The sequence below is a fragment of the Streptomyces sp. NPDC006134 genome (genome assembly GCF_040628835.1).
In the GTDB taxonomy this organism is placed as follows: Bacteria; Actinomycetota; Actinomycetes; order Streptomycetales; family Streptomycetaceae; genus Streptomyces.
In genome coordinates, this window is sequence record NZ_JBEXTV010000078.1 from 1 (window position 1) to 22,530 (window position 22,530).

Annotated in this window: 21 protein-coding genes and 5 pseudogenes; 12 read left to right on the top strand and 14 right to left on the bottom strand. The window is 71.6% G+C overall.

Annotated elements, in window-relative coordinates; all coding sequences use genetic code 11:
- Positions 1-318: 318 nt before the first annotated feature.
- Entirely contained in the window at positions 319-693 is a 375-nt protein-coding gene (locus ABZ340_RS33220; RefSeq protein WP_358785600.1) for a metalloregulator ArsR/SmtB family transcription factor, read from the top strand.
- A gap of 406 nt (positions 694-1,099) precedes the next feature.
- Positions 1,100-1,381, top strand: a pseudogene (locus ABZ340_RS33225) (hypothetical protein); the annotation flags it as partial.
- A 553-nt stretch (positions 1,382-1,934) separates the two neighbouring features.
- On the opposite strand, the pseudogene ABZ340_RS33230 reads toward ABZ340_RS33225, so the two are convergent.
- The 3 genes and pseudogenes from ABZ340_RS33230 to ABZ340_RS33240 form a co-directional block, all read right to left on the bottom strand.
- Positions 1,935-2,717 (bottom strand): annotated as a pseudogene (locus ABZ340_RS33230) (hypothetical protein).
- Positions 2,714-3,832 carry an ACR3 family arsenite efflux transporter gene (gene arsB, locus ABZ340_RS33235; RefSeq protein WP_358785601.1) on the bottom strand — a complete coding sequence of 373 codons (1,119 nt, stop codon included), beginning with the start codon at positions 3,830-3,832 and terminating at the stop codon, positions 2,714-2,716. The pseudogene ABZ340_RS33230 and the gene arsB overlap by 4 nt, the downstream one beginning before the upstream one ends.
- Positions 3,829-4,137, bottom strand: a complete 309-nt coding sequence (locus ABZ340_RS33240; protein WP_358785602.1) for a metalloregulator ArsR/SmtB family transcription factor — start codon at positions 4,135-4,137, stop codon at positions 3,829-3,831. The genes arsB and ABZ340_RS33240 overlap by 4 nt, the downstream gene beginning before the upstream one ends.
- Before the next feature lie 95 nt (positions 4,138-4,232).
- Here ABZ340_RS33240 and ABZ340_RS33245 point away from each other — a divergent pair, with 95 nt between their 5' ends.
- Positions 4,233-4,655 (top strand): arsenate reductase ArsC, encoded by a 423-nt coding sequence (locus ABZ340_RS33245; protein ID WP_358785603.1) that lies wholly within the window; start codon positions 4,233-4,235, stop codon positions 4,653-4,655.
- Positions 4,656-4,842: 187 nt separating this feature from the next.
- Here the strand turns inward: ABZ340_RS33245 and ABZ340_RS33250 are convergent.
- Positions 4,843-5,005: pseudogene (locus ABZ340_RS33250) on the bottom strand (EamA family transporter); the annotation flags it as partial.
- 108 nt (positions 5,006-5,113) lie between these two features.
- A pseudogene (locus ABZ340_RS33255) lies at positions 5,114-5,757 on the bottom strand (disulfide bond formation protein DsbA).
- 113 nt (positions 5,758-5,870) lie between these two features.
- Here ABZ340_RS33255 and ABZ340_RS33260 point away from each other — a divergent pair.
- The gene (locus ABZ340_RS33260) at positions 5,871-6,758 is read left to right on the top strand and encodes a LysR family transcriptional regulator (protein ID WP_358785604.1); all 888 of its coding nucleotides are present in this window, start codon (positions 5,871-5,873) and stop codon (positions 6,756-6,758) included.
- Between the two features lie 67 nt (positions 6,759-6,825).
- On the opposite strand, the gene ABZ340_RS33265 is transcribed toward ABZ340_RS33260, so the two are convergent.
- The 4 genes from ABZ340_RS33265 to ABZ340_RS33280 form a co-directional block, all read right to left on the bottom strand.
- Positions 6,826-7,659 (bottom strand): amidohydrolase family protein, encoded by an 834-nt coding sequence (locus ABZ340_RS33265; protein WP_358785605.1) that lies wholly within the window; start codon positions 7,657-7,659, stop codon positions 6,826-6,828.
- 78 nt (positions 7,660-7,737) lie between these two features.
- Complete coding sequence (locus ABZ340_RS33270; RefSeq protein ID WP_358785606.1) at positions 7,738-8,721, bottom strand: aldo/keto reductase; 984 nt, start codon at positions 8,719-8,721, stop codon at positions 7,738-7,740.
- On the bottom strand, positions 8,718-9,473 hold the full coding sequence (locus ABZ340_RS33275; RefSeq protein WP_358785607.1) for an SDR family oxidoreductase: 756 nt from the start codon (positions 9,471-9,473) through the stop codon (positions 8,718-8,720). The genes ABZ340_RS33270 and ABZ340_RS33275 overlap by 4 nt, the downstream gene beginning before the upstream one ends.
- The gene (locus ABZ340_RS33280; RefSeq protein ID WP_358785608.1) at positions 9,470-10,837 is read right to left on the bottom strand and encodes an L-fuconate dehydratase; all 1,368 of its coding nucleotides are present in this window, start codon (positions 10,835-10,837) and stop codon (positions 9,470-9,472) included. Before ABZ340_RS33280 ends, ABZ340_RS33275 begins: the two co-directional genes overlap by 4 nt.
- Before the next feature lie 154 nt (positions 10,838-10,991).
- Here ABZ340_RS33280 and ABZ340_RS33285 point away from each other — a divergent pair, with 154 nt between their 5' ends.
- Both ABZ340_RS33285 and ABZ340_RS33290 read left to right on the top strand, forming a co-directional pair.
- Complete coding sequence (locus tag ABZ340_RS33285; RefSeq protein WP_358785609.1) at positions 10,992-11,717, top strand: FCD domain-containing protein; 726 nt, start codon at positions 10,992-10,994, stop codon at positions 11,715-11,717.
- Positions 11,718-12,068: 351 nt separating this feature from the next.
- On the top strand, positions 12,069-12,833 hold the full coding sequence (locus ABZ340_RS33290) for a phytanoyl-CoA dioxygenase family protein (RefSeq protein ID WP_358785610.1): 765 nt from the start codon (positions 12,069-12,071) through the stop codon (positions 12,831-12,833).
- Positions 12,834-13,683: 850 nt separating this feature from the next.
- Here ABZ340_RS33290 and ABZ340_RS33295 read toward each other — a convergent pair.
- Entirely contained in the window at positions 13,684-13,902 is a 219-nt protein-coding gene (locus tag ABZ340_RS33295; RefSeq protein ID WP_358785611.1) for a hypothetical protein, read from the bottom strand.
- Positions 13,903-14,137: 235 nt separating this feature from the next.
- Positions 14,138-15,286, bottom strand: a complete 1,149-nt coding sequence (locus ABZ340_RS33300) for an SGNH/GDSL hydrolase family protein (protein ID WP_358785612.1) — start codon at positions 15,284-15,286, stop codon at positions 14,138-14,140.
- 59 nt (positions 15,287-15,345) lie between these two features.
- On the opposite strand from ABZ340_RS33300, the gene ABZ340_RS33305 reads away from it, so the two are divergent.
- Positions 15,346-15,792 (top strand): transposase, encoded by a 447-nt coding sequence (locus ABZ340_RS33305; RefSeq protein WP_358785613.1) that lies wholly within the window; start codon positions 15,346-15,348, stop codon positions 15,790-15,792.
- Between the two features lie 333 nt (positions 15,793-16,125).
- On the opposite strand, the gene ABZ340_RS33310 is transcribed toward ABZ340_RS33305, so the two are convergent.
- Complete coding sequence (locus tag ABZ340_RS33310; protein ID WP_358785614.1) at positions 16,126-16,578, bottom strand: SRPBCC domain-containing protein; 453 nt, start codon at positions 16,576-16,578, stop codon at positions 16,126-16,128.
- A 670-nt stretch (positions 16,579-17,248) separates the two neighbouring features.
- Positions 17,249-18,199: a helix-turn-helix domain-containing protein gene (locus ABZ340_RS33315; RefSeq protein WP_358785615.1), complete on the bottom strand. Its 951-nt coding sequence runs from the start codon at positions 18,197-18,199 to the stop codon at positions 17,249-17,251.
- A gap of 202 nt (positions 18,200-18,401) precedes the next feature.
- Between ABZ340_RS33315 and ABZ340_RS33320 the strand changes: the two genes are divergently transcribed.
- The 5 genes from ABZ340_RS33320 to ABZ340_RS33340 all read left to right on the top strand — a co-directional run bounded on the left by ABZ340_RS33320 (position 18,402) and on the right by ABZ340_RS33340 (position 22,030).
- Entirely contained in the window at positions 18,402-19,091 is a 690-nt protein-coding gene (locus ABZ340_RS33320) for a DJ-1/PfpI family protein (RefSeq protein ID WP_358785616.1), read from the top strand.
- Positions 19,092-19,401: 310 nt separating this feature from the next.
- A complete protein-coding gene (locus ABZ340_RS33325; RefSeq protein WP_358785617.1) occupies positions 19,402-19,842 on the top strand; it encodes a DUF6010 family protein in 441 nt (146 codons plus the stop codon).
- A gap of 429 nt (positions 19,843-20,271) precedes the next feature.
- Entirely contained in the window at positions 20,272-21,177 is a 906-nt protein-coding gene (locus ABZ340_RS33330; protein WP_358785618.1) for a CHAT domain-containing protein, read from the top strand.
- Entirely contained in the window at positions 21,095-21,280 is a 186-nt protein-coding gene (locus ABZ340_RS33335; RefSeq protein WP_358785619.1) for a CHAT domain-containing protein, read from the top strand. The genes ABZ340_RS33330 and ABZ340_RS33335 overlap by 83 nt, the downstream gene beginning before the upstream one ends.
- A 39-nt stretch (positions 21,281-21,319) precedes the next feature.
- Entirely contained in the window at positions 21,320-22,030 is a 711-nt protein-coding gene (locus tag ABZ340_RS33340) for a hypothetical protein (protein ID WP_358785620.1), read from the top strand.
- A gap of 91 nt (positions 22,031-22,121) precedes the next feature.
- Here the strand turns inward: ABZ340_RS33340 and ABZ340_RS33345 are convergent.
- Positions 22,122-22,490, bottom strand: a pseudogene (locus ABZ340_RS33345) (transposase); the annotation flags it as partial.
- Between the last annotated feature and the right edge of the window lie 40 nt (positions 22,491-22,530).

Genomic DNA, 22,530 nt, shown 5'->3' on the forward strand with positions numbered 1-22,530 from the left:
GACCACACCCCCGCCGCGCCCCCCCAAAACCGGGGGGGCCCCGCCGCGCCCGCGCCGGCCACCGGCCACCGCCCCGCCCCGCCGCCCGCCCGGACGGCACTCCGGACACCAAGGAGAATCCGCAGCACCGCGAAGGTCTCACCATCGGTGCGCCGGGGCAGGCGCCCAGCGGGCCGGAACAACAGCGCAGTCCGCCGCCGAACTCACTGCGCGGAGCGGGCCGGGACCGCGCAGCGGACCACCCGGCCCCCGGCCGCCCGCCCCGCGCACCGGCGAACCTCCTCCCCGCACTGGTTCGACATGTGCCAACATAGACGCATGTCGAATACGAAGGTGCTGCCGCTGCCCGAGTCCGCCGACAGCCGGGAGGTGACGCCGTGCTGCCCGCCGCTGACCGAACGCCCGATGACCGCCGAGGAGGCCGAGACCGCCGCACGGATGTTCAAGGCCCTCGGCGACCCCGTCCGGCTGCGGCTGTTCTCCGCCGTGGCCTCACACCAGGACGGGGAGGCATGCGTGTGCGACATCTCCGACGTCGGCGTCTCCCAGCCCACGGTGTCCCACCACCTGAAGAAACTGAAGGAGGCCGGGCTCCTCACCTCCGAACGGCGCGGCACCTGGGTGTACTACCGGATCCAGCCACCGGTCCTCGCCGCCATGAGCAAGTTGCTGACACTGCCCACCACATCCTGACAACCACCAGACGAACAAAAACGGAACACCCTCGCGGCATCCGGCACGACGGCGCCCTTCACAAACACCACAGCCCAGCGACCGACCGGACACAGCCCGCCCGATGAACATGCACACATACCAGTGCCCGGAGAACCGGACGGAGCCCCGGCAGACCGGCAACGCCCTCACCCGAAAAGAAGACCGCACCCCAGCAGGCAGGAACGACTCCCGGCGAAGACACCCGCCACGACCACTGATTCAGAGCCCTGTTCCACCCCGCGCCACACACTCGGCACCCACGGCATCCGGCACAGGAAAAGCCATCGAGGCACTGAGCGCGACAACCGGACTGAGCGGAACAGAACCACACCTGCCACCACTGACCACCCTGCCCGGATCCACAGCATCCTCAGCCATCACCCTGATCGCCGACCTCGTCAGGTGGGCGAAGATGCACTGGCGGATCGAACACGACCACCGCGAACTCAAGCACGGCCTGGGCCTGGACCACTTCGAAGGCCGCACCTGGCGCGGCAGGCACCACCACGTCACCCTCGTCACCGCCCCCAGGCCTTCCTCACCCTCAGACACCCCGTCCGCCGCCCACCCGGCCACGGCCCCAGCCTCCGAGGTGGCCGCACACCGGCCGGCCGCGGTCGGCCTGCCCGCCGACAGCCTGCTCGGCGCATGGGCCGAAGCGAGCTGAACGGTGCGCATGCACAGCTCCACCCCCTACACAAGGCACCGGCGGCACCGACGGCGCTCATGGCGGCCACCCTGGTGCTCACCCACACCGCCCCCCTTGGACACAGCCCCTGCCCCTGTGGACCCAGACACCCGGCAGCGTCCTCGCCAGGTTCGGCACCGGCACAACCGCCACAGTCATGGACGCGCCCGGAGACTAACCGCCGTCCCCGACGACCGCTCCGCTACCCGACCAGAACATCAAGGCCACCGGAAGCCCCTCCCTACCGAACTCCCAGCCGACCACGCCGGCCACACTCACCCACCACAACCACAGCGACAGCTCCACCACCCCCGACACCAACCTCCGCTCCGCCCTGGTCACGACCGCAAGCTCCACAACCGGCGCAGTACTGGGCGAACCGCTCCTGGGCGTGGGGCGTGGTTCCCGGACCTGGCCCCATCCCCTGCCGGCCGTGATCCTGCTCGTCTCCGCCGCCAAGCCCGCCCGCCGCCCCTGACGTTGCCGAGGCACCACGCTGTTACTTCACGGACAGGAAGGCGTAAGCACACACTCAGTTGCCCAGCGACTCTGCGATCTGCGCTGCGGCCTCGCGGGCCGGGCGGCCGACACCGACGAACGCGACTGAGGCCGGGCCGGTCCCGCCCCCGTATCCGAGCAGGTGCGGTCACGGCTCACCCAGGGCGCAGGTGTTGCCGGTGAGGATGCGCCCGCGCGGGCCGCGCAGGTTCAGAGGGGCAAGGCAGACGAGAGCGGGACGGAAGCCGGTGCACCAGATGACCGCGTCCGCGCCGGTGTGGCTGCCGCCGTCCCACCGCGCACCGGCAGCGGCAAGCCCGGCGAACACCGGCTCCACGCGCAGGAGGCCGGCGTCACAAGCGGCACGGACGGGCGGCACGGCGACGAGTCGCCGAGCCAGGCCACCCCGCCGGTGCCGGCCCGGCCGGCAACAAGGACACAGCGGCGAGCGGCTGCAGCACCGAACAGCACACGGCCGTCGATGTCGTCCGGCAGGAACCGCGGCGTACGGCTCCCACGCGGGTGCCGTGCTGGACGGGCAGGTCATAGCGCCTCTCGCAGTCCGTGAGGTAATCCACCACGCGCCCGGCACCCGGACAGGTCTCGCCGGATCGGACAGGCATGAAGCGGTCCGGCAGCGAGGAATACCCGGCCGGGAAGAGCAGATACAGGAAGTCCCACACATGCTGCCGGGACCCGCCCGGCACCGCGCCGGCACCCAGAATCACGAAGTCGAGACCCTGGCAGTGCAGAGGGCAGCCGACGGCGAGCCCGCCTGGCCGTCGCCGGCCACCACCACGTCCGCGTGCCGTGTCACGGGGCCGTCGTCACCGCGTCGGCGGCGAACTTCCTGCGCCAGGCGAGCGCGACGTAGACCAGGCCGATCAGTACCGGGACTTCGATGAGCGGACCGACGACGCCGGACAGGGCCTGGCCGGAGGTGACGCCGAAGGTGGCGATGGCGACCGCGATGGCCAGCTCGAAGTTGTTGCCCGCCGCCGTGAAGGCGAGGGTGGCGGTGCGGTCGTAGGCCAGGCCCAGGCCCTTGCCGAGGAGGAAGGTGCCGAAGAACATGACCGCGAAGTAGACCAGCAGGGGCAACGCGATCCGGGCGACGTCCAGCGGCTGGGAAGTGATCGTCTTCCCCTGGAGGGCGAAGAGGACGACGATCGTGAACAACAGCCCGTACAGGGCCCACGGGCCGATCTTCGGCAGGAACTTCACCTCGTAGTCGGTGCGGCCCATCTTCTGCTCGCCGATGCGGCGGGTCAGGAAGCCGGCCAGCAGGGGGATGCCGAGGAAGATGACGACGTTCAGCGCGATGTGCCAGACGGACACGTCCAGGCCCTGGCCGTCGCCCAGGTTCATCCAGCGCGGCAGCAGATCGAGGTAGAACCAGCCCAGCAGGCCGAACGCGAGAACCTGGAAGACCGAGTTCAGCGCAACAAGCACGGCCGCAGCCTCGCGGTCGCCGCAGGCGAGATCGTTCCAGATGATGACCATAGCAATGCAGCGGGCCAGCCCCACAATGACCAGACCGGTGCGGTACTCGGGCAGGTCCGGCAGGAAAATCCACGCCAGCGCGAACATCACCGCAGGACCGATGGCCCAGTTAACGACCAGCGAGGAGACCAACAGCTTGCGGTCGCTGGTGACGCGGTCGAGCCGGTCGTAGCGGACCTTCGCCAGCACCGGATACATCATCACGAGCAGGCCGAGCGCGATCGGCAGGGAGATTCCGCCGATCTCGATCTTCGCGAGCGCGTCGTTCATCCCCGGGATCAGGCGGCCCAGTCCGAGACCGACGGCCATGGCCAGCAGGATCCACACGGCGAGATAGCGGTCGAGGGTGGAGAGCTTCTTGACGATCGAGTCGTCCCCGGCCGGTCCGGCGCCTTCGGCGGGGGCGGTGGTGGGCTCGGTGGAGGTCACGGGCAGGCCCTCTTGTTCTCGGCAGCGGTACGGGCGGAGGCGGCCAGCTCGGCGAACTGCTCGGAGAGCCCGGTCAGGACCTCGGGCTTGAGCTTGTAGTAGGTGAAGCGGCCGCACGGCTCGGTCTCCACGATCCCGGCCTCGCGCAGCACCTTCAGGTGGTTGGACAGGTTGGTCTGCTTGGCTCCGGTCTCCTCGACCAGGTGGGTCGTGCAGAGCGTCTCGCGCGCCAGCAGCGTCACGATCCTCAGGCGGAGCGGATCACCCAGCACCCGGATCACATCAGGATCGACTGAAGTCAGCATGCGCTGATACTCTCACATCATCGCCCGCTGATACCAGCGGGGGCTGAAGTCATGGGCGGCCGGGTTCCGCCCTGCGACGAGAGAGAACGATCACCATGGCCGACAAGCCGTCCGTCCTGTTCGTCTGCGTCCACAACGCCGGCCGCTCCCAGATGGCCGCAGCCTGGCTGACCCACCTGGCCGGAGACCGCGTCGAGGTCCGCTCCGCCGGCTCCGACCCCGGCGATCAGGTCAACCCGGCCGCCGTCGAGGCCATGGCCGAGGTCGGCATCGACATCTCCCGGGAGACGCCGAAGATCCTCACCATCGACGCAATCCGCGAATCGGACGTCTGCATCACGATGGGCTGCGGCGACACCTGCCCCGTCTTTCCCGGCAAGCGCTACCTCGACTGGAAGCTGGACGACCCGGCCGGACAGGGCGTCGAGGCCGTCCGCCCGATCCGCGACGAGATCAAGACCCTGGTCGAGGGTCTCATCGCCGAGATCGCTCCGGCGAAGCCGGAAACGACGGCGTGAGCGACATACGCGAGGCCGTCATCGTCGGCTCCGGCCCCGCCGGCTACACCACCACCCTCCACACCGCCCGCGTCCAGCTCATGCCCCTGCCGTTCGGCAGCTCCCTCTTCGTCGGCGGACCGCCGACCACCACGACCGAGGCCGAGAACTTCCCCGGCCTCCCCGCCGGTGCCGACGGCCCGGCCCTGACGGAGAACATAATGAGACCCGAGGGAAGTGCCCGTATGGTCGTGGCGAGCAGGGGCCGGTCCGGCGGCAGCCATTCGGTCGTCGCCAGATATGTGCTTCCCCCAGATCGCCGGCGCCAGCGCCGTCACACCCGAGGTGAGGAGTTGCCGGCCACTGTTCATGGCGCACCGTCCTCCGCAGTGAGGCACCTGACGCCGAAACAGCGGTAGCCGGGCAGAAGAATTGTGTTCACGTCACCGTTTCCCGAACGCAGAAGGCCGCGGTGATGCCTAGTCGAAAACGGCATCGCGCGTGCGCGAGCGCTTCAGTCCGAAGAATCCGCCGGTGCCCGCGAGGGCGAGCACGCCGTCCCACAGCCGGCCGGCCGCCTCACCGCGCGGCGCGGGCGAGATGACCGGGCCGAAGAACGCGATGAGTTCGCCGTCGGGGCCGGGTACGTGGATGACGGGCGTGCCGGCCTCGGTGCCGACGGGGTCCATGCCGGCGTGGTGGCCGGCGCGCAGCTCCTCGTCGTAGTCGGTGGTGCCGGCCACCTCGACCAGGTCCTCCGGCAGTCCCGCCTCGGCGAGCGCGGCGACCGTCATGTCCCGCTTCAGGCCCGCCTGCTTGAGGTGGATGAGGGCGTCCATGGCGTTGTGGAGGGGGCGCAGCACGTCCGTGCCGTACCGCTCCTCGGCGGCGATGCACACGCGCACCGGGCCCCAGCCGTCGATCATGCCCTGCCGGTACTTCTCCGGCACTTCCCGGTCCTGGTTGAGCACGGAAAGGCCCAAGGTGTGAAAGCGCGTCTCGATGGGCCGTACCTTTTCCACCTCCAGCAGCCACCGGGAGGTGATCCACGCCCACGGGCAGCGCGGGTCGACCCATGGTCGACGACGGTCTTCGCCTGCTGGGTGGAGGGCGTGCTGGTCATGGAGAAGATGGTCCTTCCGGTCGAATTCAGACCCGGGTGAATGGGCAATTTCCGCCGTCCTGCCGGAACTCGTCAACCAGAGAAAATACGAGGTCCCGGCAAGATAGATCACCGTGGAGCTGCAGCAGATGCGCTACGTGGCCGCGGTCGCCGAGACGAACAGCTTCACCCGGGCCGCGGAGCGCTGTCTGGTCGTCCAGTCCGCCCTCAGCCGCCAGATCGCGCGTCTGGAGCAGGAGCTGGGGGCGAAGCTGTTCGAGCGCACCACGCCCCGGGTGCGGCTCACCCCGGCCGGTGCGGCGTTCCTTCCGGCGGCCCGTCAGTGCCTGGAGGCCGCCGAGCGCGCGGCCGTCGAGGTCGCCGCGGCCGTCGGGGAGATCCGCGGGCGGCTCTCCGTCGGACTGACCCCGTCCGTCGCCGCCGTCGACATCCCGGGCGCGCTGGGCGACTACCGGCAGCGGTATCCGCAGGTGCGCATCAGCCTGCGGGTGGGGGCGAGCGACGACCTCGTCGAGCAGGTCAAGCGGGGAGCCATCGAGGTGGCCTTCCTGGGGCTGCCCACCACCGTGCGGCCCGCGGGGGTCAGCTGCCGCGAACTCGCCCGTGACCGGCTCGTCGCCGTCGTCGCCCCCGACCACCCGCTGGCCGACGAGCCGGCGATCGACCTGCGCCGGCTGTCCTCGGGGGTGTTCGTCGACCTGCCCGCGAAGACCGCCGGGCGCGCCCAGTCCGACCTGGCCTTCTCCGCCGCCGGCCTGACCCGTGACGTGGCGTTCGAGGTGACCGACGCGGATTTCCTGGCGCGGCTGGTCGGGCAGGGCCTCGGCGTGGCGATGCTGCCCGCCGCGTACGTGGCCCAGCTCAGCGGCGTCACGACCATCGAGGTCATCGACACCCCGGCCCGCGTCGAGTACATCATCTGGAGCCCGGGCAGCCGCACCCCCGCGGCCACGGCGTTCCTGCGCGGCCTCGGGGTGCCCGACGCCGAAGCCGCCGTGTGACAGCGGCGCGGCCGGGCATTCCCCGGCGCCTCACCGGCCATGGGCTCACCGGCCATAAGCCGAGCCTTCACAGGCCGTAGACGCGCAGGGCGGTGGCTTCGAGGATCTGCGGGTGGTCACGCGGGCCGGTCAGGTCGCGGGCCAGATCCAGCACCTCGCGGTACGCCGCTTGTGTCGTGCACACCGGCCAGTCCGAGCCGAACATCGTCCGGGCCGCGCCGAAGGCGTCCAGGGCGATGTCGGCGTAGGGGCGCACCCCGTCGGGTGTCCAGGAACCGGCGGCGGCCTCGGTGACCAGGCCGGACAGCTTGGCGACGGTGTTGGGCAGCGCGGCGAGGGCACGCAGGTGGGTCGCCCAGGGCTCTCGGCGGCCCGAGGCGACGGGGGGCTTGCCCAGGTGGTCCAGGACGAAGGTGAGATCCGGCAGCGTGGCCGCCACCTCGACGCAGGCGGGAAGCTGGTGGGGCAGTACCAGCAGCTCGTACACCAGCCCGGCGTCGGCGACGGCGGCCAGTCCCCGGCGCACGTCGGGCCGCAGCAGCCATCCGGGATCGGGTTCGCTCTGCACCGGGTGCCGGATGCCCTTCAGGTACCGCCCACCGGGCAGGTCCCGCAGCCGGGCCAGTTCGCCGGCGACGTCCGGGCGGGTCAGGTCGGTCCAGCCGACCACGCCGGCCACCAGCTCGTGCCCGGCGGCGAGCGCGAGCAGTTCCGGGGTCTCCTCCGGCACGGGGACCGTCTGGACGAGGACGGTGCGGTCGACTCCGGCGGCGCGCGCCTCCGGTTCCAGGTCGGCCAGTGCGAAGTCGCGGCGCAGCGGCAGCAGACGGGGCCCGGTGATCCAGTCCTGGTCGCGTACGGACAGGTCCCACACGTGGTGGTGCGCGTCGACGACGGTCACGGCGGCTCCTCGGTGACGTCGGGGACGGGGGCGGGGGCGGTCACGGCGGCTCCTCGACGTGACGGAAAGCGACGACGGTCACGGCGCCTCCGCGGGGACCGGCGCGTCGGCGGGCAGCAGCCCCGTGTCGCGCAGTTCCTGCCAGAAGGCGGCGGGCACGGTCGTGGCGAACTGGTCGGCGCAGTCGTGGACCTCCGCCGCCGACCGGGCCCCTGCCAGGACGCTCGCCACGGCCGGGTGTGCGGCGCAGAACGCCAGGGCGGCGGCGCGCAGGGTGGTGCCGTGCCGTTCGGCTGCGGACTTCAGCCGCAGGGCGCGGGCGAGCAGCTCGGCGGGCGCGGTGGTGTAGTCGTATCGCGCGCCGGGTCTCGGGTCCGCCAGCAGGCCGGAGTTGAAGGGTCCGCCGACGACCACGGAGGCACCCCGCTCACGGGCCGCGGGCAGCAGCTCGGTGAGCGCGCTCTGGTCGAGCAGGGTGTAGCGGCCGGCGCACAGCACCACGTCGATGTCGGTGTCGCGGACGAAGCGGGTGAGCATCTCCGTCTGGTTCATGCCGGCGCCGATCGCGCCGACCACGCCCTCGGCGCGCAGCCGCTCCAGCGCCGGATAGGCCTCGCCGAACGCCTGCTCGGCGTGGTCGTCGGGATCGTGGAGGTAGACCACGTCGACGCGGTCCAGGCCGAGCCGTTCCAGGCAGGCGTCGAGGGTGCGGCGTACGCCGTCGGCGCTGAAGTCCCATACGCGGCGGTGGGTGGCGGGCACGGCGAAGCCGTGTGCGCGGTCGTCGCCGCCGGCCGGGACGGGCTCCAGGCGGCGGCCCACCTTGGTGGAGACCGTGTAGGCGGAGCGGGGGTGGGTGCGCAGGGCCGCGCCGAGGCGGCGTTCGGACAGGCCGAGGCCGTAGTGCGGGGCGGTGTCGAAGTAGCGTACGCCGCGCTGCCAGGCGGCCTGGACGGCGGCGTGCGCCTGCTCCTCGCCGACCTCGGTGTACAGGCCGGCGATTCCGGCGGCGCCGAAGCCGAGGGCGCTGACCTCGACGGCGCTCCTGCCCAGCCGCCTCACCGGGGCACCGGGCGCGGGCGCAGTCCGTGCATGCCGCCGTCGACGGCGAGCGCGGTGCCGGTGGTGGCGCCGGACCGCGGACTCGCCAGATAGGCGATGGCACCCGCGACCTCGGCGGCGGTGACCAGCCGGCCGGTGGGCTGGCGGGCCTCCAGGGCGGCGCGTTCGGCGGCGGGGTCGGGCGCGGCGCCGAGCAGCCGGCCCACCCACGGGGTGTCGACCGTGCCGGGGTTGACGCAGGTGACGCGGATGCCCTCGTGGACGTGGTCGGCGGCCATGGCGAGGGTGAGGGAGTACACGGCGCCCTTGGTGGCGCTGTACAGGGCGCGCTGCGGCAGTCCCGCGGTGGCGGCGATGGAGCAGGTGTTGACGATCGCCGGGTGGGCGGAGGCCCGCAGGTGCGGCAGGCAGGCGCGGGCGGTGCGGACCATGCCGAGGACGTTGACGTCGAAGACGCGGTGCCACTCGGCGTCGTCGTTGTCCTCCACGGTGCCTTGGGCTCCGATGCCCGCGTTGTTGACCAGGACGTCCAGTCCGCCGAGGCGGGCGACGGCGGCGGCCACGGCCGCGCGGACCGAGCCGTCGTCGGTGACGTCGGCGCGGTACGGCAGGAGGGGCTCGGTGACCGTCGCGGGGTCCAGGTCGAGGACGGCGACCGTCGCACCGCGCCGGGCCAGGAGGTCGGCGGTGGCCCGGCCGATGCCGCTCGCGCCGCCCGTCACCAGGGCCTTGACGCCTTCGAAGTCGTTCATGCCGTGTGTCCTTCCCCCGGGTTGCCCGGTGTGCCGGGGTTCCCCGGTCCGGCCTCGGTGGCCCAGTAGGTGCCGCCGGGATGGGAGTACCGGGCGATCGACTCGGGGCGCAGGGCCGCCGAGAAGCCCGGTGCGGTGGGTGCGGTGTAGTGGCCGTCGCGGATCACCGCCGGGTCGAGGAAGTGCTCGTGGAGGTGGTCGACGTATTCGACGGCCCGGTCGTCGGTGGTGCCGGAGAGCGCCACGTAGTCGAACATGGCCAGGTGCCGGACGAGTTCGCACAGGCCGACCCCGCCGGCGTGCGGGCACACCGGCACGCCGAACCGGGCGGCGAGCAGCAGGATCGCGAGGTTCTCGTTGACGCCGCCGACCCGGGCCGCGTCGATCTGGACCACGTCGACGGCGCCGGCCTGCAGCAGTTGCTTGAAGACGATCCGGTTCGGGGCGTGCTCGCCGGTGGCCACCTTCACGGGCGCCACGGCGCGGCGGATCGCGGCGTGGCCGAGCACATCGTCGGGGCTGGTGGGCTCCTCGATCCAGTACGGGTCGAACGGGGCGAGGGCCCGGGTCCAGCGGATCGCCTCGTCGACGTCCCAGCGCTGGTTGGCGTCGAGGGCCAGGCGGATGTCCGGGCCGATCACGGAACGGGCCAGGCGGCAGCGCCGGATGTCGTCGGCGAGGTCCGCGCCGACCTTCAGTTTGATCTGACGGAAGCCGTCGGCGACGGCCCGTTCGGCGAGCCGGGCCAGCTTGGCGTCGTCGTAGCCGAGCCAGCCGGGGGAGGTCGTGTAGGCCGGGTAGCCGGTCTCCAGCAGGTGCCGGGTGCGCTCGGCGGCGCCCTTTCTGCCACGGGTGAGGAGGTCCAGGGCCTGGTCGGGGGTGAGCGCGTCGGTGAGGTGGCGGAAGTCGATCTGGCCGGCCAGCCACTCGGGGTCGGCTTCGGCGAGCAGCCGCCACAGGGGCAGACCGGCCCGCCGGGCGGCCAGGTCCCACACGGCGTTGGTGACGGCGCCGATCGCCATGTGCATCACGCCCTTCTCGGGGCCGAGCCAGCGCAGCTGACTGTCGCCGGTCAGCGCCCGGTGGACGCTGCCGGGGTCGGCGCACACCTCGTCGACCGGGCGTCCGACCACATGCGGGCGCAGGGCCTCCAGCGCGGCCACCTGGACCTCGTTGCCCCGGCCGAGGGTGAAGGTGAAGCCGTGCCCCTCCGGCGCGCCGTCGGCGTCCGTGCGCAGGACGACGTACGCGGCCGAGTAGTCGGGGTCGGGATGCATCGCGTCGGAGCCGTCGAGCTCGCGCGAGGTGGGGAACCGGATGTCGTAGGTGTCGAGGGCGGTGATGCGGGCGGGGGTGGCGGACACACGGCTCCTCGGGGACGGGTGACCAGGTGCCGCATACTTATCAGACCAATCTCGGCCGACAACACCCCCCGGAGGGAATGTCGGCGGGTTTCCATCCCCAGTGGTCGGACCACTGCTCCGGCCAGACTGCGGCGACCGCGACCGGAGGAGTGGCATGGACGAGACCGTGGCCCGGACGGAGAGCGGCGCCGTTCCGGGCGGGGGCACGGTGCCGCAGCGCGCGATGGAGCGGATCAAGGCGATGATCGCCGAGGGCGTGCTGGAGCCGGGACAGCGGCTGCCTGCGGAGCGCGACCTCGCGGCACGCCTGGGCATCTCCCGCGGCTCGGTGCGCGAGGCGATCCGCGCCCTGACGACGCTGGGGGTGCTGCGGGCCCGGCACGGCTCGGGCGTCTACGTCACGGCGCTGGAGGCCGGCGACCTGCTGGAGACCTTCGGCGTCGTGGCCGGTCTGTCCCGCGGCCCGCGTCTGGTGGAACTGCTGGAGGTGCGCCGCGTCCTGGAGTCGGCGGCGGCCGCGCTGGCCGCCGCCCGCATCACGCCGGGGCAGCTCGCGCAGGTGGAACGGCATCTCGCGGCGATGAGCACCACCGCCGACCCGGAGGAGGCCCTCACCCACGACCTGGCGTTCCACCGCGAGATCGCGGCGGCGGCCGGCAACGAGACCATGGCCGCGATGCTGGAGGGCCTGTCCTCCCGCACCGTCCGCGCCCGCGTGTGGCGCGGCCACCAGGACGAGGAAGCCCTGGACCGCACACGGCGTGAACACGCCGCGATCCACCGCGCGCTGGCCGCCCGCGACCCGGAGGCGGCCCGGACCGCGGCGGCCGCCCATGTGCGCGGCGTGGAGGAGTGGCTGCGGGCCCGGCTCGCGGAGTGAACCGGCTCCGCACCTGAGTGACGGCGCCGGCCTCCGCCGGTTCCCGGACGCGCCGCTGCCCTTCGTACCGGGCCGGGCCGGCTCGCCGTACGCGGCGGCGACGACCTCGGTGATCGTCGGCCCGCGCGCGGCGGCGGCCCGCTGCGCACGAACCACGACGTGAGCAGCTCGTGATCGTCGGCCCGCGCGCGGCGGCGGCTGAACCGGTGGGGCCCCGGACGGCGGTTCCTGTAGTCCGAACGGGGTCGGCGGTGACCGCCGTCGCCGTCTGGAAGCCGGCGCACGATGAGAAATGCTTTGGTGGGACGGCGTTCTGGTGAGCATGCTGTTTTCATGCTCACCGACACACAGATGGAGGCCTTCGTCGAAGACGGCTTCGTCCGGATCGAGGGCGCCTTCCCCGAAAAGACCGCGGACGAGTGCCGCGAGATCATCTGGCGGGACCTCGACGCCGACCCCGCCGATCCGGCCACCTGGCCGCGACCGGTGGCGGCACGCCCGGACTACGCTCAGGCACCGTTCGAGGCCGCGGCCAACACGCCGCGTCTGCACGCCGCTTTCGACGACCTCGTGGGCAAGGGGCGATGGCTGCCGCGCACCAGCCTGGGCGGCTTCGTGATCCGCTTTCCCGGCGACGAACCGGCCGTCGTCGACGGGTGGCACGTCGACGTGAGCTTCCCGGCCCACGACTCCGACCCGGACGACTACATGACCTGGCACGCGAACGTCGAGTCCAAGGACCGCGCACTGCTGATGTTCTTCCTGTTCTCGGACGTCGGAGACGACGACGCACCGACCCGTCTGCGCGTCGGTTCCCACCTGGACGTGGCACGGGTACTGGAGCCGGAGGGCGAGGACGGCCTGGACGCCAGAGAGCTGGCCCGGCGCGCGGAAGCCGCCAGCGGGCATCGTCCCACGGCTCACGCCGTGGGACGAGCGGGTGATGTCTACCTGTGCCACCCGTTCTTGGTGCACGCCGGCCAGCCGCACTCGGGAAAGGCACCGCGTTTCCTCGGCCAGCCGAAACTCAGCCCGGCCGGGCCACTCCGGCTCGACCGTGCGGACGGGGGTTTCTCCCCGGTGGAAAACGCCATCAGGCGAGGCCTTGGGAGGTGACTTGGTCGACCGCAGATCGTGCAGGACGGTTACGGGCCGTCGGCGAACTCGAGCGCCTTGCCCGCACCGTCGGGCACGAAGCCGCCTACGCCACCGAACCCGATGGGCTTCCCCCCTTCCGGAGACCCATCGGCAAGAGCCTCGGCATCAGCGCGGACGCTGTCCGCTCGCTGCTGATCCGCCACCAGCTGCGTCACCGAAGCCCGCACGGCACGTCATTCACCGGGCCCTCACTGCTCGTCCTGCCGCACTTTCCGGAGCAAATGCAGCAGCGGGCTCTCGCGTGCACCCGGCGCTGGATCGCCGGGGAGGAACCTCGCGCGGCCGAGGCAGAGCGGTACCGCGCGCACGGTGGTCCGCTGGAGTCTCGGGGGCTGATCCAGCAGGGGCCGGGAGGACGGTCCGTCGTCTACGTCCATGTTTCAGAAGTGACGGGTGGCCTCGTGGAGCACTTCTCCAGCGCGGATCACGAAGGCTTCGCAGACGCGTTCCGCTGCCTCGCCTCACCTCACCTCACCTCACCTCACCGGAGCATGTCGGCTTTGTCGGCGCGGATGCCGTGTGCCGGCTCCTCCAGCGGTCGTACTGGCCCGCCGGCAGTCCTCCACGAGGCCGACGAAGTCAGCGCACGCGTCAAGGAGGCGTCGATGGTTCCGCTCACAGTCGGCGCGGGCCGCGGACAGGGACACGTTCTTCTCCTGGCAGCGGTGGGCGGCCACCGCACCAAGCAGCGTTCCGGTGACGGCAAGGGCAGCCGCGACGATCCCCGATACGGGGGCGGCCCACCACCTGCAGGAAGAAACAGGCTGAGCGGGAATCGACCGTCGTACGGACATCAATCGTACGGACATCAATGGTCAACGATTGGATTAGTAGCGACCGTTCCGGTACCGACCGGAACTTTTTGGGCGCGCGAGTACACGCTCGGGGCTGCTGGACAGATGGCCCCTGCCACCGTGTTTCGAGCCTCTACGCACAGCGCCTCGTCGTTCACGGCGACGGGCAGCACCTCCACGTCGGTGATCGACGGGAACGGCAACTCCCCCAGCCGGAACATCACTTCTTCCACGGCCGGACCGTCAGCCGTACCCCACCCGGTACGGAGCGATTCCGGGCAACTTCCCCATGGTCCGCTCACCCGACAACAGTCACTCAGCGCGCATGACTCACGGAAAGTGAGACAGAACCCGTTCCCGTGCTCAGAGCCATTGCCATTCTCCGTCGGCCCTACGAGCGGAGGACGGTTCTCGTGTCGCGCTGCGGCGGACGGTCCGGGCCCCGTCCGGCCCGGACCGTCCTCCCGGTCACCAGTCCAGCGGCAGCGTGGCGAGGTACCGGTCGAGCAGACCGGAGATGATCCGGTGGTCGCGGAGCGAGGGGTGCCAGTCGCAGCCGAGCCGGTCCAGGCCAGGGTCGTCGTAGTACCAGTAGCCGACCCGGTCGTCCCCGCGCGCGTTGCGGTCCCTGACGATGCCCCGGGCGGTGTCGGCGAAGGCGGTGCCGGACACCAGGGTGGCGCTGACCACCAGGAACGTCCTGCTTCCGTAGCGGGCCCGCAGCTTGTCGAGGAAGCCGTGATAGGCGCTCGTGTAGGCGGCGATCAGCTCGCTCTGTGTGGCCCACGGCTCCCCCGGGTGGAGCGGGGTCGAGAAGTCGTTGATGCCGAGCCCGATGACGACGACCTGCGGCCGCCAGCCGCGCGGCTTCTGCCAGACGTCGCCGACGACGTTCAACAGGGCCCGGTCGTAGTAGGTGCGGTAATCGGTGCCGGGGTCGCCGCCGTTGTAGTTGCGGACCATGCCACGGCCGGAGAACGCGTTCTGCTGGTAGTCGGCGTCGAGCTTCCGGGCGGTGAGGGCGCCGAAGGCGAGGTCCGCGTTGCTGTTCCGGTCGACTCCTCCGTTGGCCGAGCAGTCGCGCGTGCCCGAGACGTTGCCGTACCCGGCGGTGAAGGAGTCGCCGATGAACTCGATCTGTCTGCTCCGCGCCGCGGGGGCGGCAAGGATCTTCCCTCCCCGGGCGGCGACGAACCCGCCGAAGCGGCCGGCGGCCCACGGGCTCTCCGTCCGTTTGACGAGCCGCACGGTGTGCTCGGTGTCGGCGAGGCCCTTGACCCAGGACGTGGTGCGCCCGGGAGTCACCAGCGTGCTGACGGTCGTTCCGTCGATCTGAACGTCGTAGTCGTTGGCGGAGTCGTCGAGCACGATCCCGACGCCGGTGCCGCGGAACCGGCCTTCGAAGGCGATGCCGGGCCAGGTGTACTGCACCGAGCCGTCGGCCGCCTGCTTGACCCGGCCCACCGTCCGGAACCCGGCGAAGGCGGCGGACGGCAGGGAGCGGTGGGCGACGGACGCCTGGGAGGGAGCGGCCGCGGCGGCGGTCACGCCCACGGTGACGCTCGCGGCGGCGGCCGTGAGCAGTGCCCGCCGGGAGAGAGGGGGAACGGTGCGCATGAGCGGTCCTTCCGGGATCGGGAGAGCTGCACGTGCGGTGATGCGGGAGCGCTCCCATCATGACCGTGCCGGTGCGGCATGGGGAGTGGTCGGTGGCGACGGGTACGGAAGACGCTGGTGTGGTGGCCGAGAAGGCGTCGCTGCCCCGCCGCCACGTCGGCAAGGTCGAACACCATGCCACCGCCGTGGCACCGGCCGGCCGGGAAGAAGGCGGTCGACAAGCGCCTGCCCGACACCGGGCCCAGGCTTCGCGAGCTGTGCGCGAACTCCAGGCCGAGCACAGAACGGTGCTGGTCGCAGTCGATCAGCCGGTCCCGGTCGGAGCTCTGCCACTGGCGGTCACGAGGGACATGGGCTGCCCGATCGCCTACCCGCCCGGGCTGACGATGCAGCGGACCACCGACCTCTGCCCGAGCGGGGCCAGGACCGGCGCGAGGGACGCGTTCGTCATCGCGGACGCGGCCCACGCGATGCCGCACACGCTGCGCGCGGTCGGCCGACGGTGAGGACAGGACGATCGCCGAGCTGAAGAAGATCGTCCGTTTCGACGACGGCCTTGCGGGCGAGGCCCCAGGGATGCGTACCGGCTGGACGGCCTGCTGATGCGGATCCATCCGTCGTCGGAGCGGGTGCCGGCCGGCGCCGGTGGCGAGGAGGGCACGCGCGCGTGATGGTGTCGGCGAGATGGAGCAACGCCTGACGGTGAGTTCTGGGAACGCTCGAGCGTGCTCGACTGCAGAACCGTCGGCGAGATGTGGTAACACCGTGATCTGCGCAGCCCGTCGGCCGGAGCAAGCCTGCCTTGCCCCGGCCGACCGGGTGGTGACTCCCGAGAACGCTCAATCCTGTGTCTTTGCGGCCAGGAAGGTGCTCAGGCTGTCGAGGAGCATGGTGCCGCCCTGCTCGGCCATGTCGCGTTCCTCGGCGGTGTCGCAGGTCTGGTGGAGCACAATCCGTGTGTGCTGGTCGTCCTGCTCGTCGAGTTCCATGACCATGGTGGCGGGCTCGGACTTGCCGGGTACGTCCATGCCGGTCACCAGGCGGCGATTCTCGGCGACCTCGAGGCAGGAGCCGGTCAGCGGGAACTGCCCGCCGTCGGGGGTGACCATCGTGGCCTTCCACGCTCCGCCCGGCCGTACATCCATCTCGACGGAGCCGGCAGCGGCTCCTGCCCACTGGGCGTACTGCTCGGCGTTGGTCCACGCCCGCCACACCATCGCCGCAGGAGCGTTGAGCGTTCGGGTCAGCGTGTAGGCGAAGCCATCGGCCGCGGCGGTCTGCTCGGTGCTCATGTCTCGTCTCCTCGTCTTGTCGTCTCGCCCGGTCGGGCTGTCGCATCTGTAGCCGCCTGTGGGCACGGAAACCCATCGACATCCGCCTACCGCAGTCCGAGGTGTTCTCGGCGCTGACCGACACATGGTCTCGGAACTCACCGAACATGGCCACGCGTGGACCCGCCGGTCCTGTCATAGCTGTGTCAGAGCCTGCGTCTGAGCTTCATTGACCAGACCGGACACAGCCGGTTCGGCGGGGTCTGGCGGGGCCGGGGCGGTCAGTCGGGTTCGGTGGTGCCGGAGGCGGCGCGGGGCCGGTTGCGGGCTCCTTCTTGAGGTCGCCGACGCGGTAGAGGAGTTCGCCGCCGCATTTGCCGACCGGGACCGGGGCCGCCGCCGACGGCGGCCACTCCCACCCGGGGGCACGCACCATGATGCGGAGCGCACGCCGCTCCGCCACCGCGCGCCATCTCCACAGAGGGTGACGGTGCGCGGTGCGACGGGAGGAGAGATCCCTCCTCCCGGCTACCGCGTCGGGCGCCGGTGGAACGGTGGCCGGCGCGGTCAAGGGGAGCGTCGGAGACTCGGGGCCGGCCAAGGGTTGCGCTCCGGCGATGTGGACGTCTGCGTGCGGGGACGGTGGAGGTGGAGGTGGAGGTGGTCAAGGGGGGCGCACTGAGAGGCCATCTCATTTGGCTGTACAACTGAACGTGCGCCGGTAGGTCTGCGGGCTGACGCCGGTGGTGCGTTTGAAGCGGTCACGGAAGGTGGTGGGTGAGCCGAAGCCGACCTGGCTGCCGATGCGCTCCACGGAGTGCTCCGTGGTTTCCAGCAAGTACTGTGCTTGGCGGACGCGGGCCCGGTGGAGCCACTGGAGCGGCGTGGTGCCGGTCTGGTCGCGGAAGCGCCGGATCAGGGTTCGGGTGCTGGTTCCGGCCCGTTCGGCGATGTCGGCAAGGGTGAGGTCGCGGGTCAGGTTTTCCTGTAGCCAGGTGAGCAGCGTCTCGAGCTCGGAGCCCTGCGGTGTGGGTGCGTGGTCGTAGACGATGAACTGCGCCTGCCCGCCCTCTCGTTCGAGAGGCATCACTGACAGGCGGGCGGCGTCGGCGGCGACGGCCGAGCCGTAGTCACGGCGGATCATGTGCAGGCACAGGTCCATGCCCGCCGCGGCGCCGGCCGAGGTGAGCACCTGGCCGTTGTCGACGTAGAGGACGTCCGGGTCGACGTCGAGGTCCGGGTGGGCGGCAGCCAGCAGACCGGCCGCGCGCCAGTGGGTCGTGACGCGCAGTCCGTCGAGGAGCCCGGTGTCAGCCAGGGGGAAGGCACCCACGCAGATGGAGGCGATCCGGGTGCCGTCGGCAGCGGCCGACCGCAGCGCGTCGTGCACGGCGGGAGGGAGTGAGGCAGCGAGATCGGCGACGCCCGGCACGATGATCGTGTCCGCGCTCTGAAGGCCCTCCAGGCCCCAGGGGGCACGCAGGGTGAAGGCTCCGGCGTCGACCTCGTCGCGCTCGGCGCACACCCGTACCTGGTAGCCGGGCCGCCCGTCGGGCAGGCGGGTCCGGGAGAAGACCTCGATCGGGGTGGACAGGTCGAACGGGATCACCTGATCCAACGCGAGCACGGCAACCGTATGCATGGCCAGAACTTACCTCCCCACCAGCTTGACGGTCCTGGGCCGCCCTTCCGGAAGGCCCACGTCATCGCAGTCCACACCCTTCAAGGAAGTGTTGGCACTATTCCGTTGCAACCTGTCACCAGTGCCACTGGGCGAGCACCCAGGAAACCGGTTGACTTCGGAGCGTCCCGATGGAAATCGACGCCGGAGGAACCCCACACCCATGCACACCCAGGTCGTCCTGTTCGATGGCTTCGACCCGCTCGATGCCATTGCCCCCTACGAGGTCCTGTACGCCGGCGGCTCGGCGACGGACGGCGCGGTGACCGTCGAGCCGGTCACCGCAGAGGGCCCTCGCGAGGTCGTCAGCGGCACCGGAGGACTGACGCTGCGCGCCGTCGGCGCCCTCGACCTGGAGCGCGCCGACATGCTTCTGGTACCCGGCGCCTCCGGCCGCGTGGGCGAACCCGGCGAGGCCCCGGAAGAAGAGGTGGGCGCCGGCGAGCGGAAGCAGGACGAGTTCATCCCGGTGCTGCTGGGCCGCACGCTGACCACCGAACTCCCTGCGCTCCTCAAGCAGGCAATGGACGACCCGGACATCACTGTCGCCACCGTCTGCGGCGGCTCGCTCGTCCTGGCCGTGGCCGGCCTGCTGGAGGGACGTCACGCCACCACCCACCACATGGGCCTCGACATGCTGGGCTCCACCGGCGCCCACGCGGTCCGCGCCCGCATCGTGGACGACGGCGACCTGATCACCGGCGCCGGCGTGGCCTCCGGTCTCGATCTGGGTCTGTACCTACTGGAGCGCGAGGTGGGCCCCCGCGTCGCGCAAGCCGTCGAAGAACTCATCTCCCACGAGCGGCGCGGCACCGTCTGGCGCGCGCAGGGTCCGACGCCCACCACTCTCTGAGCGTCCGGCCCTTCGCAGACCAGTCGCCCACCATCCCCCTGCACAAGCAGGAAGAACATCAGCATGTCCGTCGAAGGCACCGTCGCCGTCGATCCGGTCACCGTCTCCGCGAGCATGTTTCCCGCAACGCCGCGCCCTCGCCGACGCCTGACTGATCGCCTCGGTCCTGCGACCGCGACGGCCGCCGGCGTGCTGACACTCCTGTTCCTGCCCACCCTGGACCGCGCTCTGGCCGAGACGTCGGTGCTCGTGCTGCGACAGCTCGACCGCGGCGATCCGGCCCGCCCCAGGAGGAAGAAGTCATCCCCTCATGAACCTTGTGTCACCAGTGATCGTCGGCATCGTCTACTGCCTGCTGATGTCCCTGATCAAAGAACCGCACCGACGCCACTTCAACGCGATCATGGTGGGCGGAGCCGGCGCCGCCTATCTGAGCGGAGGCGGCTTCGGCCCGTGGGAGCTCCCATTCGTCGCACTCACGGCCTACGTCGCCTACCGCGGTCTGGACTCCTGGGCCTTCATCGGCGTCGGCTGGCTGCTCCACACGGCCTGGGACATGGCCCACCACCTCAAGGGCAATCCGATCCTGCCGTTCCACCACGACGCATCTCTGGCCTGTGCCATCTGTGATCCGGTCATCGCCCTGTGGTGCTTCCGCGGAGGGCCTTCCCCGATCGCGCTCGTCCGCCGCCGGTTCCGGCCCGGCCGGACAGCAGACCACGCGCACGATCACGTCTCCGCCCCCTCCTGACCGGACCGCACCGGCACCCGACGGCGTCGACGAGACCTCGCGGATCGCCGTCCAGGACCAGCGCAGCGAGGCGCTGGTGGCCCTGGCCCGTACGCAGTTGGCCCACGCCCGGGAACCGGGCTCACCAGAGCTCGCCGACGCGGCCGGAGGACCGTCGAAACGCTGCGTGCCCGCACCTTCCTCGACATGGCCGGCGACACGGCGCTACACCGCCCACGGACGTCCCCGCCGACCTCGCCGAGCGCGAAACCGCCCTCCCCGACCGGCGGCGCCGCCTGCGTACGAGCACCGTACGCGACGCCGGGTTCCGGTCGGCGCGTCGCGCGGTCGAGCGGCACCTCACGGACGTGTGGCGCACGATGGCCGCCCTGTCCCCCGCCACCGCGGCCTACGCGGCCGTCCGGCAGACACAGCCGCTCGCCCACGCCGATGTCGCCGAGCTGCTGCGCACGCGGCGTCCGGCCGCGGGCGGCCAGGTCGTCGTGGTCGACCTGTTGTTCCCCGACGACGAGCACCTCGTCTTCCTCGCGGCGAGCGGCACCGACGCACGTACGCGTCGCCACGTCCCGGGTCGGCCGCACCCGCCTGGCCAGGTTCGCCGCCGCCAACTTCGGTTCGGTCTCCCGGGTCCGGGAACTCGCGACCGGCCTGGAGGACCTCTTCCACCACGAGTTCTCCGAGGTCGTCGCGCCCTTCGCGGACCTCTGCGAGCCGGGGGACACCCTCGTCGTGTGCCCCGCGGGGCCGGTCCACGACATCCCGCTCGGCGCGGTCCGGCTGGGACAAGACATGTTCCTCGCCCGCAACCCGCTCGTCATCAGCCCGAGCGCGTCGCCGCTGGGCTCCAGGGGACCACTGGAGGAAAGAAGCGGCGGACGGGACCGCGCGGTGTTCGGCGACCCGACCGGCGACCTCGACGGGGCCCGACGCGAGGCACGTGAGCTGGGGCAGGAACGGGGTGTCCCGGCCGGCCTCGGCGAGCGGGCCGCAGCCCACGCCCTGCTCGACTCGCTCTCCTCGGCAGGCACCGTCCGTGTCGCGGCGCACGCGTCCTTCCGGCCCGGCGATCCGCCGGCCTCGGGCATCCGGATGGCCGACCGTGTGGTGACCGCGCGGGAGATCCTCGGCATCCGGACCGCGCACCTCGGCCTCGTGACGTTGTCGGCCTGCGAGAGCGGTCTGTACCACGCGGGCCGCTCGGAGGGACTCCCAGGGACTGCTGCGCGCCCTGCTGTTCGCGGGGGCCCGCTCCGTGCTCGTCAGCCTGTGGAAGGTCCCGGACAGGTCGGCGTACCGCGTCATGACGCGGTTCTGCGCCGCCCTCGACAGCGGTGACTCGAAGGCCGTGGCCCTACGGTCTGCCGCACCGGCGGTCCGCGAGGAGGACGAGCCGCTCGGCCGCTGGGCCGCCTTCGTCCTGGCCGGTTCCTGGATGTGACGCACGCTCGGACACACGAGAAGAACGAGGAGAGCACACATGGATGGCGACTTCGCCCTGAACGGCTCCGGCTTGGACGACTTCGCCCTGGTCGAGGAGTTCACCCTCGACGTGGACGAGCAGGAGCCCGGCCGGTCCGAGTACACCGCCTCGGAGGAGCGGACCTTGAGACTGCCGGGCTACGAGAACCGCGTTGGGGTCGCGATCCGGGCACCCGAACCCGCGGCCGAGCCCGGCCCCGGCCGCGCCGCCTACGACATCGCTCCGATGCCCGTAGTGCACGCCCACCCCGGATGCCGATTCGTCTGGTCGCGGCTGGTGGTCGATCCGACGGCCTCGCCAGGCGCGGTCATCCACGACATGGTCCCCGACCAGGTCGAGGACACCGCCGTCGAGGGGGAGACCCGGGTCGGTGCCGGGCTGAGGTTCGCCACGGTGCTCAACAGCGTCGACATCACGGCGCCGCCAGAGCTGACCCGGCGGCGGACCGTCCGCCTCCCGACCGTGACCGCCTCCGGGACCGGCTTCCCCAAGACCTACTGGGACTTCACCGCCAAGGGCGGCGACTGCCTGCACGCGAACCGGGAACTGCGACTGCTGGTGAGCGTGCCCGCCGGGACCCCGGTCGTGGGTTCGTTCGCGGTCCGGGCACGGCTGCGCGTGCCGGGGCTGCGCAACCTCGTGCCGGTACGGAAGAAGGGCGGCCTGGATTCCACCGTGGTCCTGGTCCCGGGGCCGGCCGGAGCGTGAACCCAGGCGCCGTCTGCGCCCCGACGACCACGCCCGCCGTCCGGTTCCACGGCTACCGGCTGGCCGACGACTACGCCGCGGCCGGAGCTACCGGCCGCCCGCCCTGCGGCGGAGAGATCCAAGACACCGGGACCGGCTTGCGCATCACCCGGTCCGTGTGCATCCGGCCCAGGACCTCCACCGGCAGTCCGGCCAGAAGGTGGGCCATGCGCGGGACGTCGTATCCGGCGCCGAAGACGATGAGGATGCCGCGGTCGCCGGCGTGCCACCGGCCCGTCTCGATCAGGTCCGTGACCACCCGGCGGATCCGGGCGGCGATGACCTCGGCGATGTCGTCGGCCGGGCCGAGACGGACGGCGTCCAGGAGCCGGCACCAGGAGGCGCGGCCCGGTGCGAGGGCGGCGACGGCAGCCGGTGGCCCGGTACACGAGGTCCGCCGCGCTGGTGCCCCGAGGGAACCGGACGGAGCACGCCGCCCTCCTCACCTACGAGTCCACGGG

Coding starts and splice junctions, on each gene's coding strand:
- ABZ340_RS33220 (WP_358785600.1), top strand. CDS start 319: ATGTCGAATACGAAGGTGCTGCCGCTGCCCGAGTCCGCCGACAGCCGG.
- ABZ340_RS33240 (WP_358785602.1), bottom strand. CDS start 4,137: ATGCTGACTTCAGTCGATCCTGATGTGATCCGGGTGCTGGGTGATCCG.
- ABZ340_RS33245 (WP_358785603.1), top strand. CDS start 4,233: ATGGCCGACAAGCCGTCCGTCCTGTTCGTCTGCGTCCACAACGCCGGC.
- ABZ340_RS33275 (WP_358785607.1), bottom strand. CDS start 9,473: ATGAACGACTTCGAAGGCGTCAAGGCCCTGGTGACGGGCGGCGCGAGC.
- ABZ340_RS33285 (WP_358785609.1), top strand. CDS start 10,992: ATGGACGAGACCGTGGCCCGGACGGAGAGCGGCGCCGTTCCGGGCGGG.
- ABZ340_RS33290 (WP_358785610.1), top strand. CDS start 12,069: ATGGAGGCCTTCGTCGAAGACGGCTTCGTCCGGATCGAGGGCGCCTTC.
- ABZ340_RS33300 (WP_358785612.1), bottom strand. CDS start 15,286: ATGCGCACCGTTCCCCCTCTCTCCCGGCGGGCACTGCTCACGGCCGCC.
- ABZ340_RS33305 (WP_358785613.1), top strand. CDS start 15,346: ATGACCGTGCCGGTGCGGCATGGGGAGTGGTCGGTGGCGACGGGTACG.
- ABZ340_RS33310 (WP_358785614.1), bottom strand. CDS start 16,578: ATGAGCACCGAGCAGACCGCCGCGGCCGATGGCTTCGCCTACACGCTG.
- ABZ340_RS33315 (WP_358785615.1), bottom strand. CDS start 18,199: ATGCATACGGTTGCCGTGCTCGCGTTGGATCAGGTGATCCCGTTCGAC.
- ABZ340_RS33320 (WP_358785616.1), top strand. CDS start 18,402: ATGCACACCCAGGTCGTCCTGTTCGATGGCTTCGACCCGCTCGATGCC.
- ABZ340_RS33325 (WP_358785617.1), top strand. CDS start 19,402: ATGAACCTTGTGTCACCAGTGATCGTCGGCATCGTCTACTGCCTGCTG.
- ABZ340_RS33330 (WP_358785618.1), top strand. CDS start 20,272: ATGTCGCCGAGCTGCTGCGCACGCGGCGTCCGGCCGCGGGCGGCCAGG.
- ABZ340_RS33340 (WP_358785620.1), top strand. CDS start 21,320: ATGGATGGCGACTTCGCCCTGAACGGCTCCGGCTTGGACGACTTCGCC.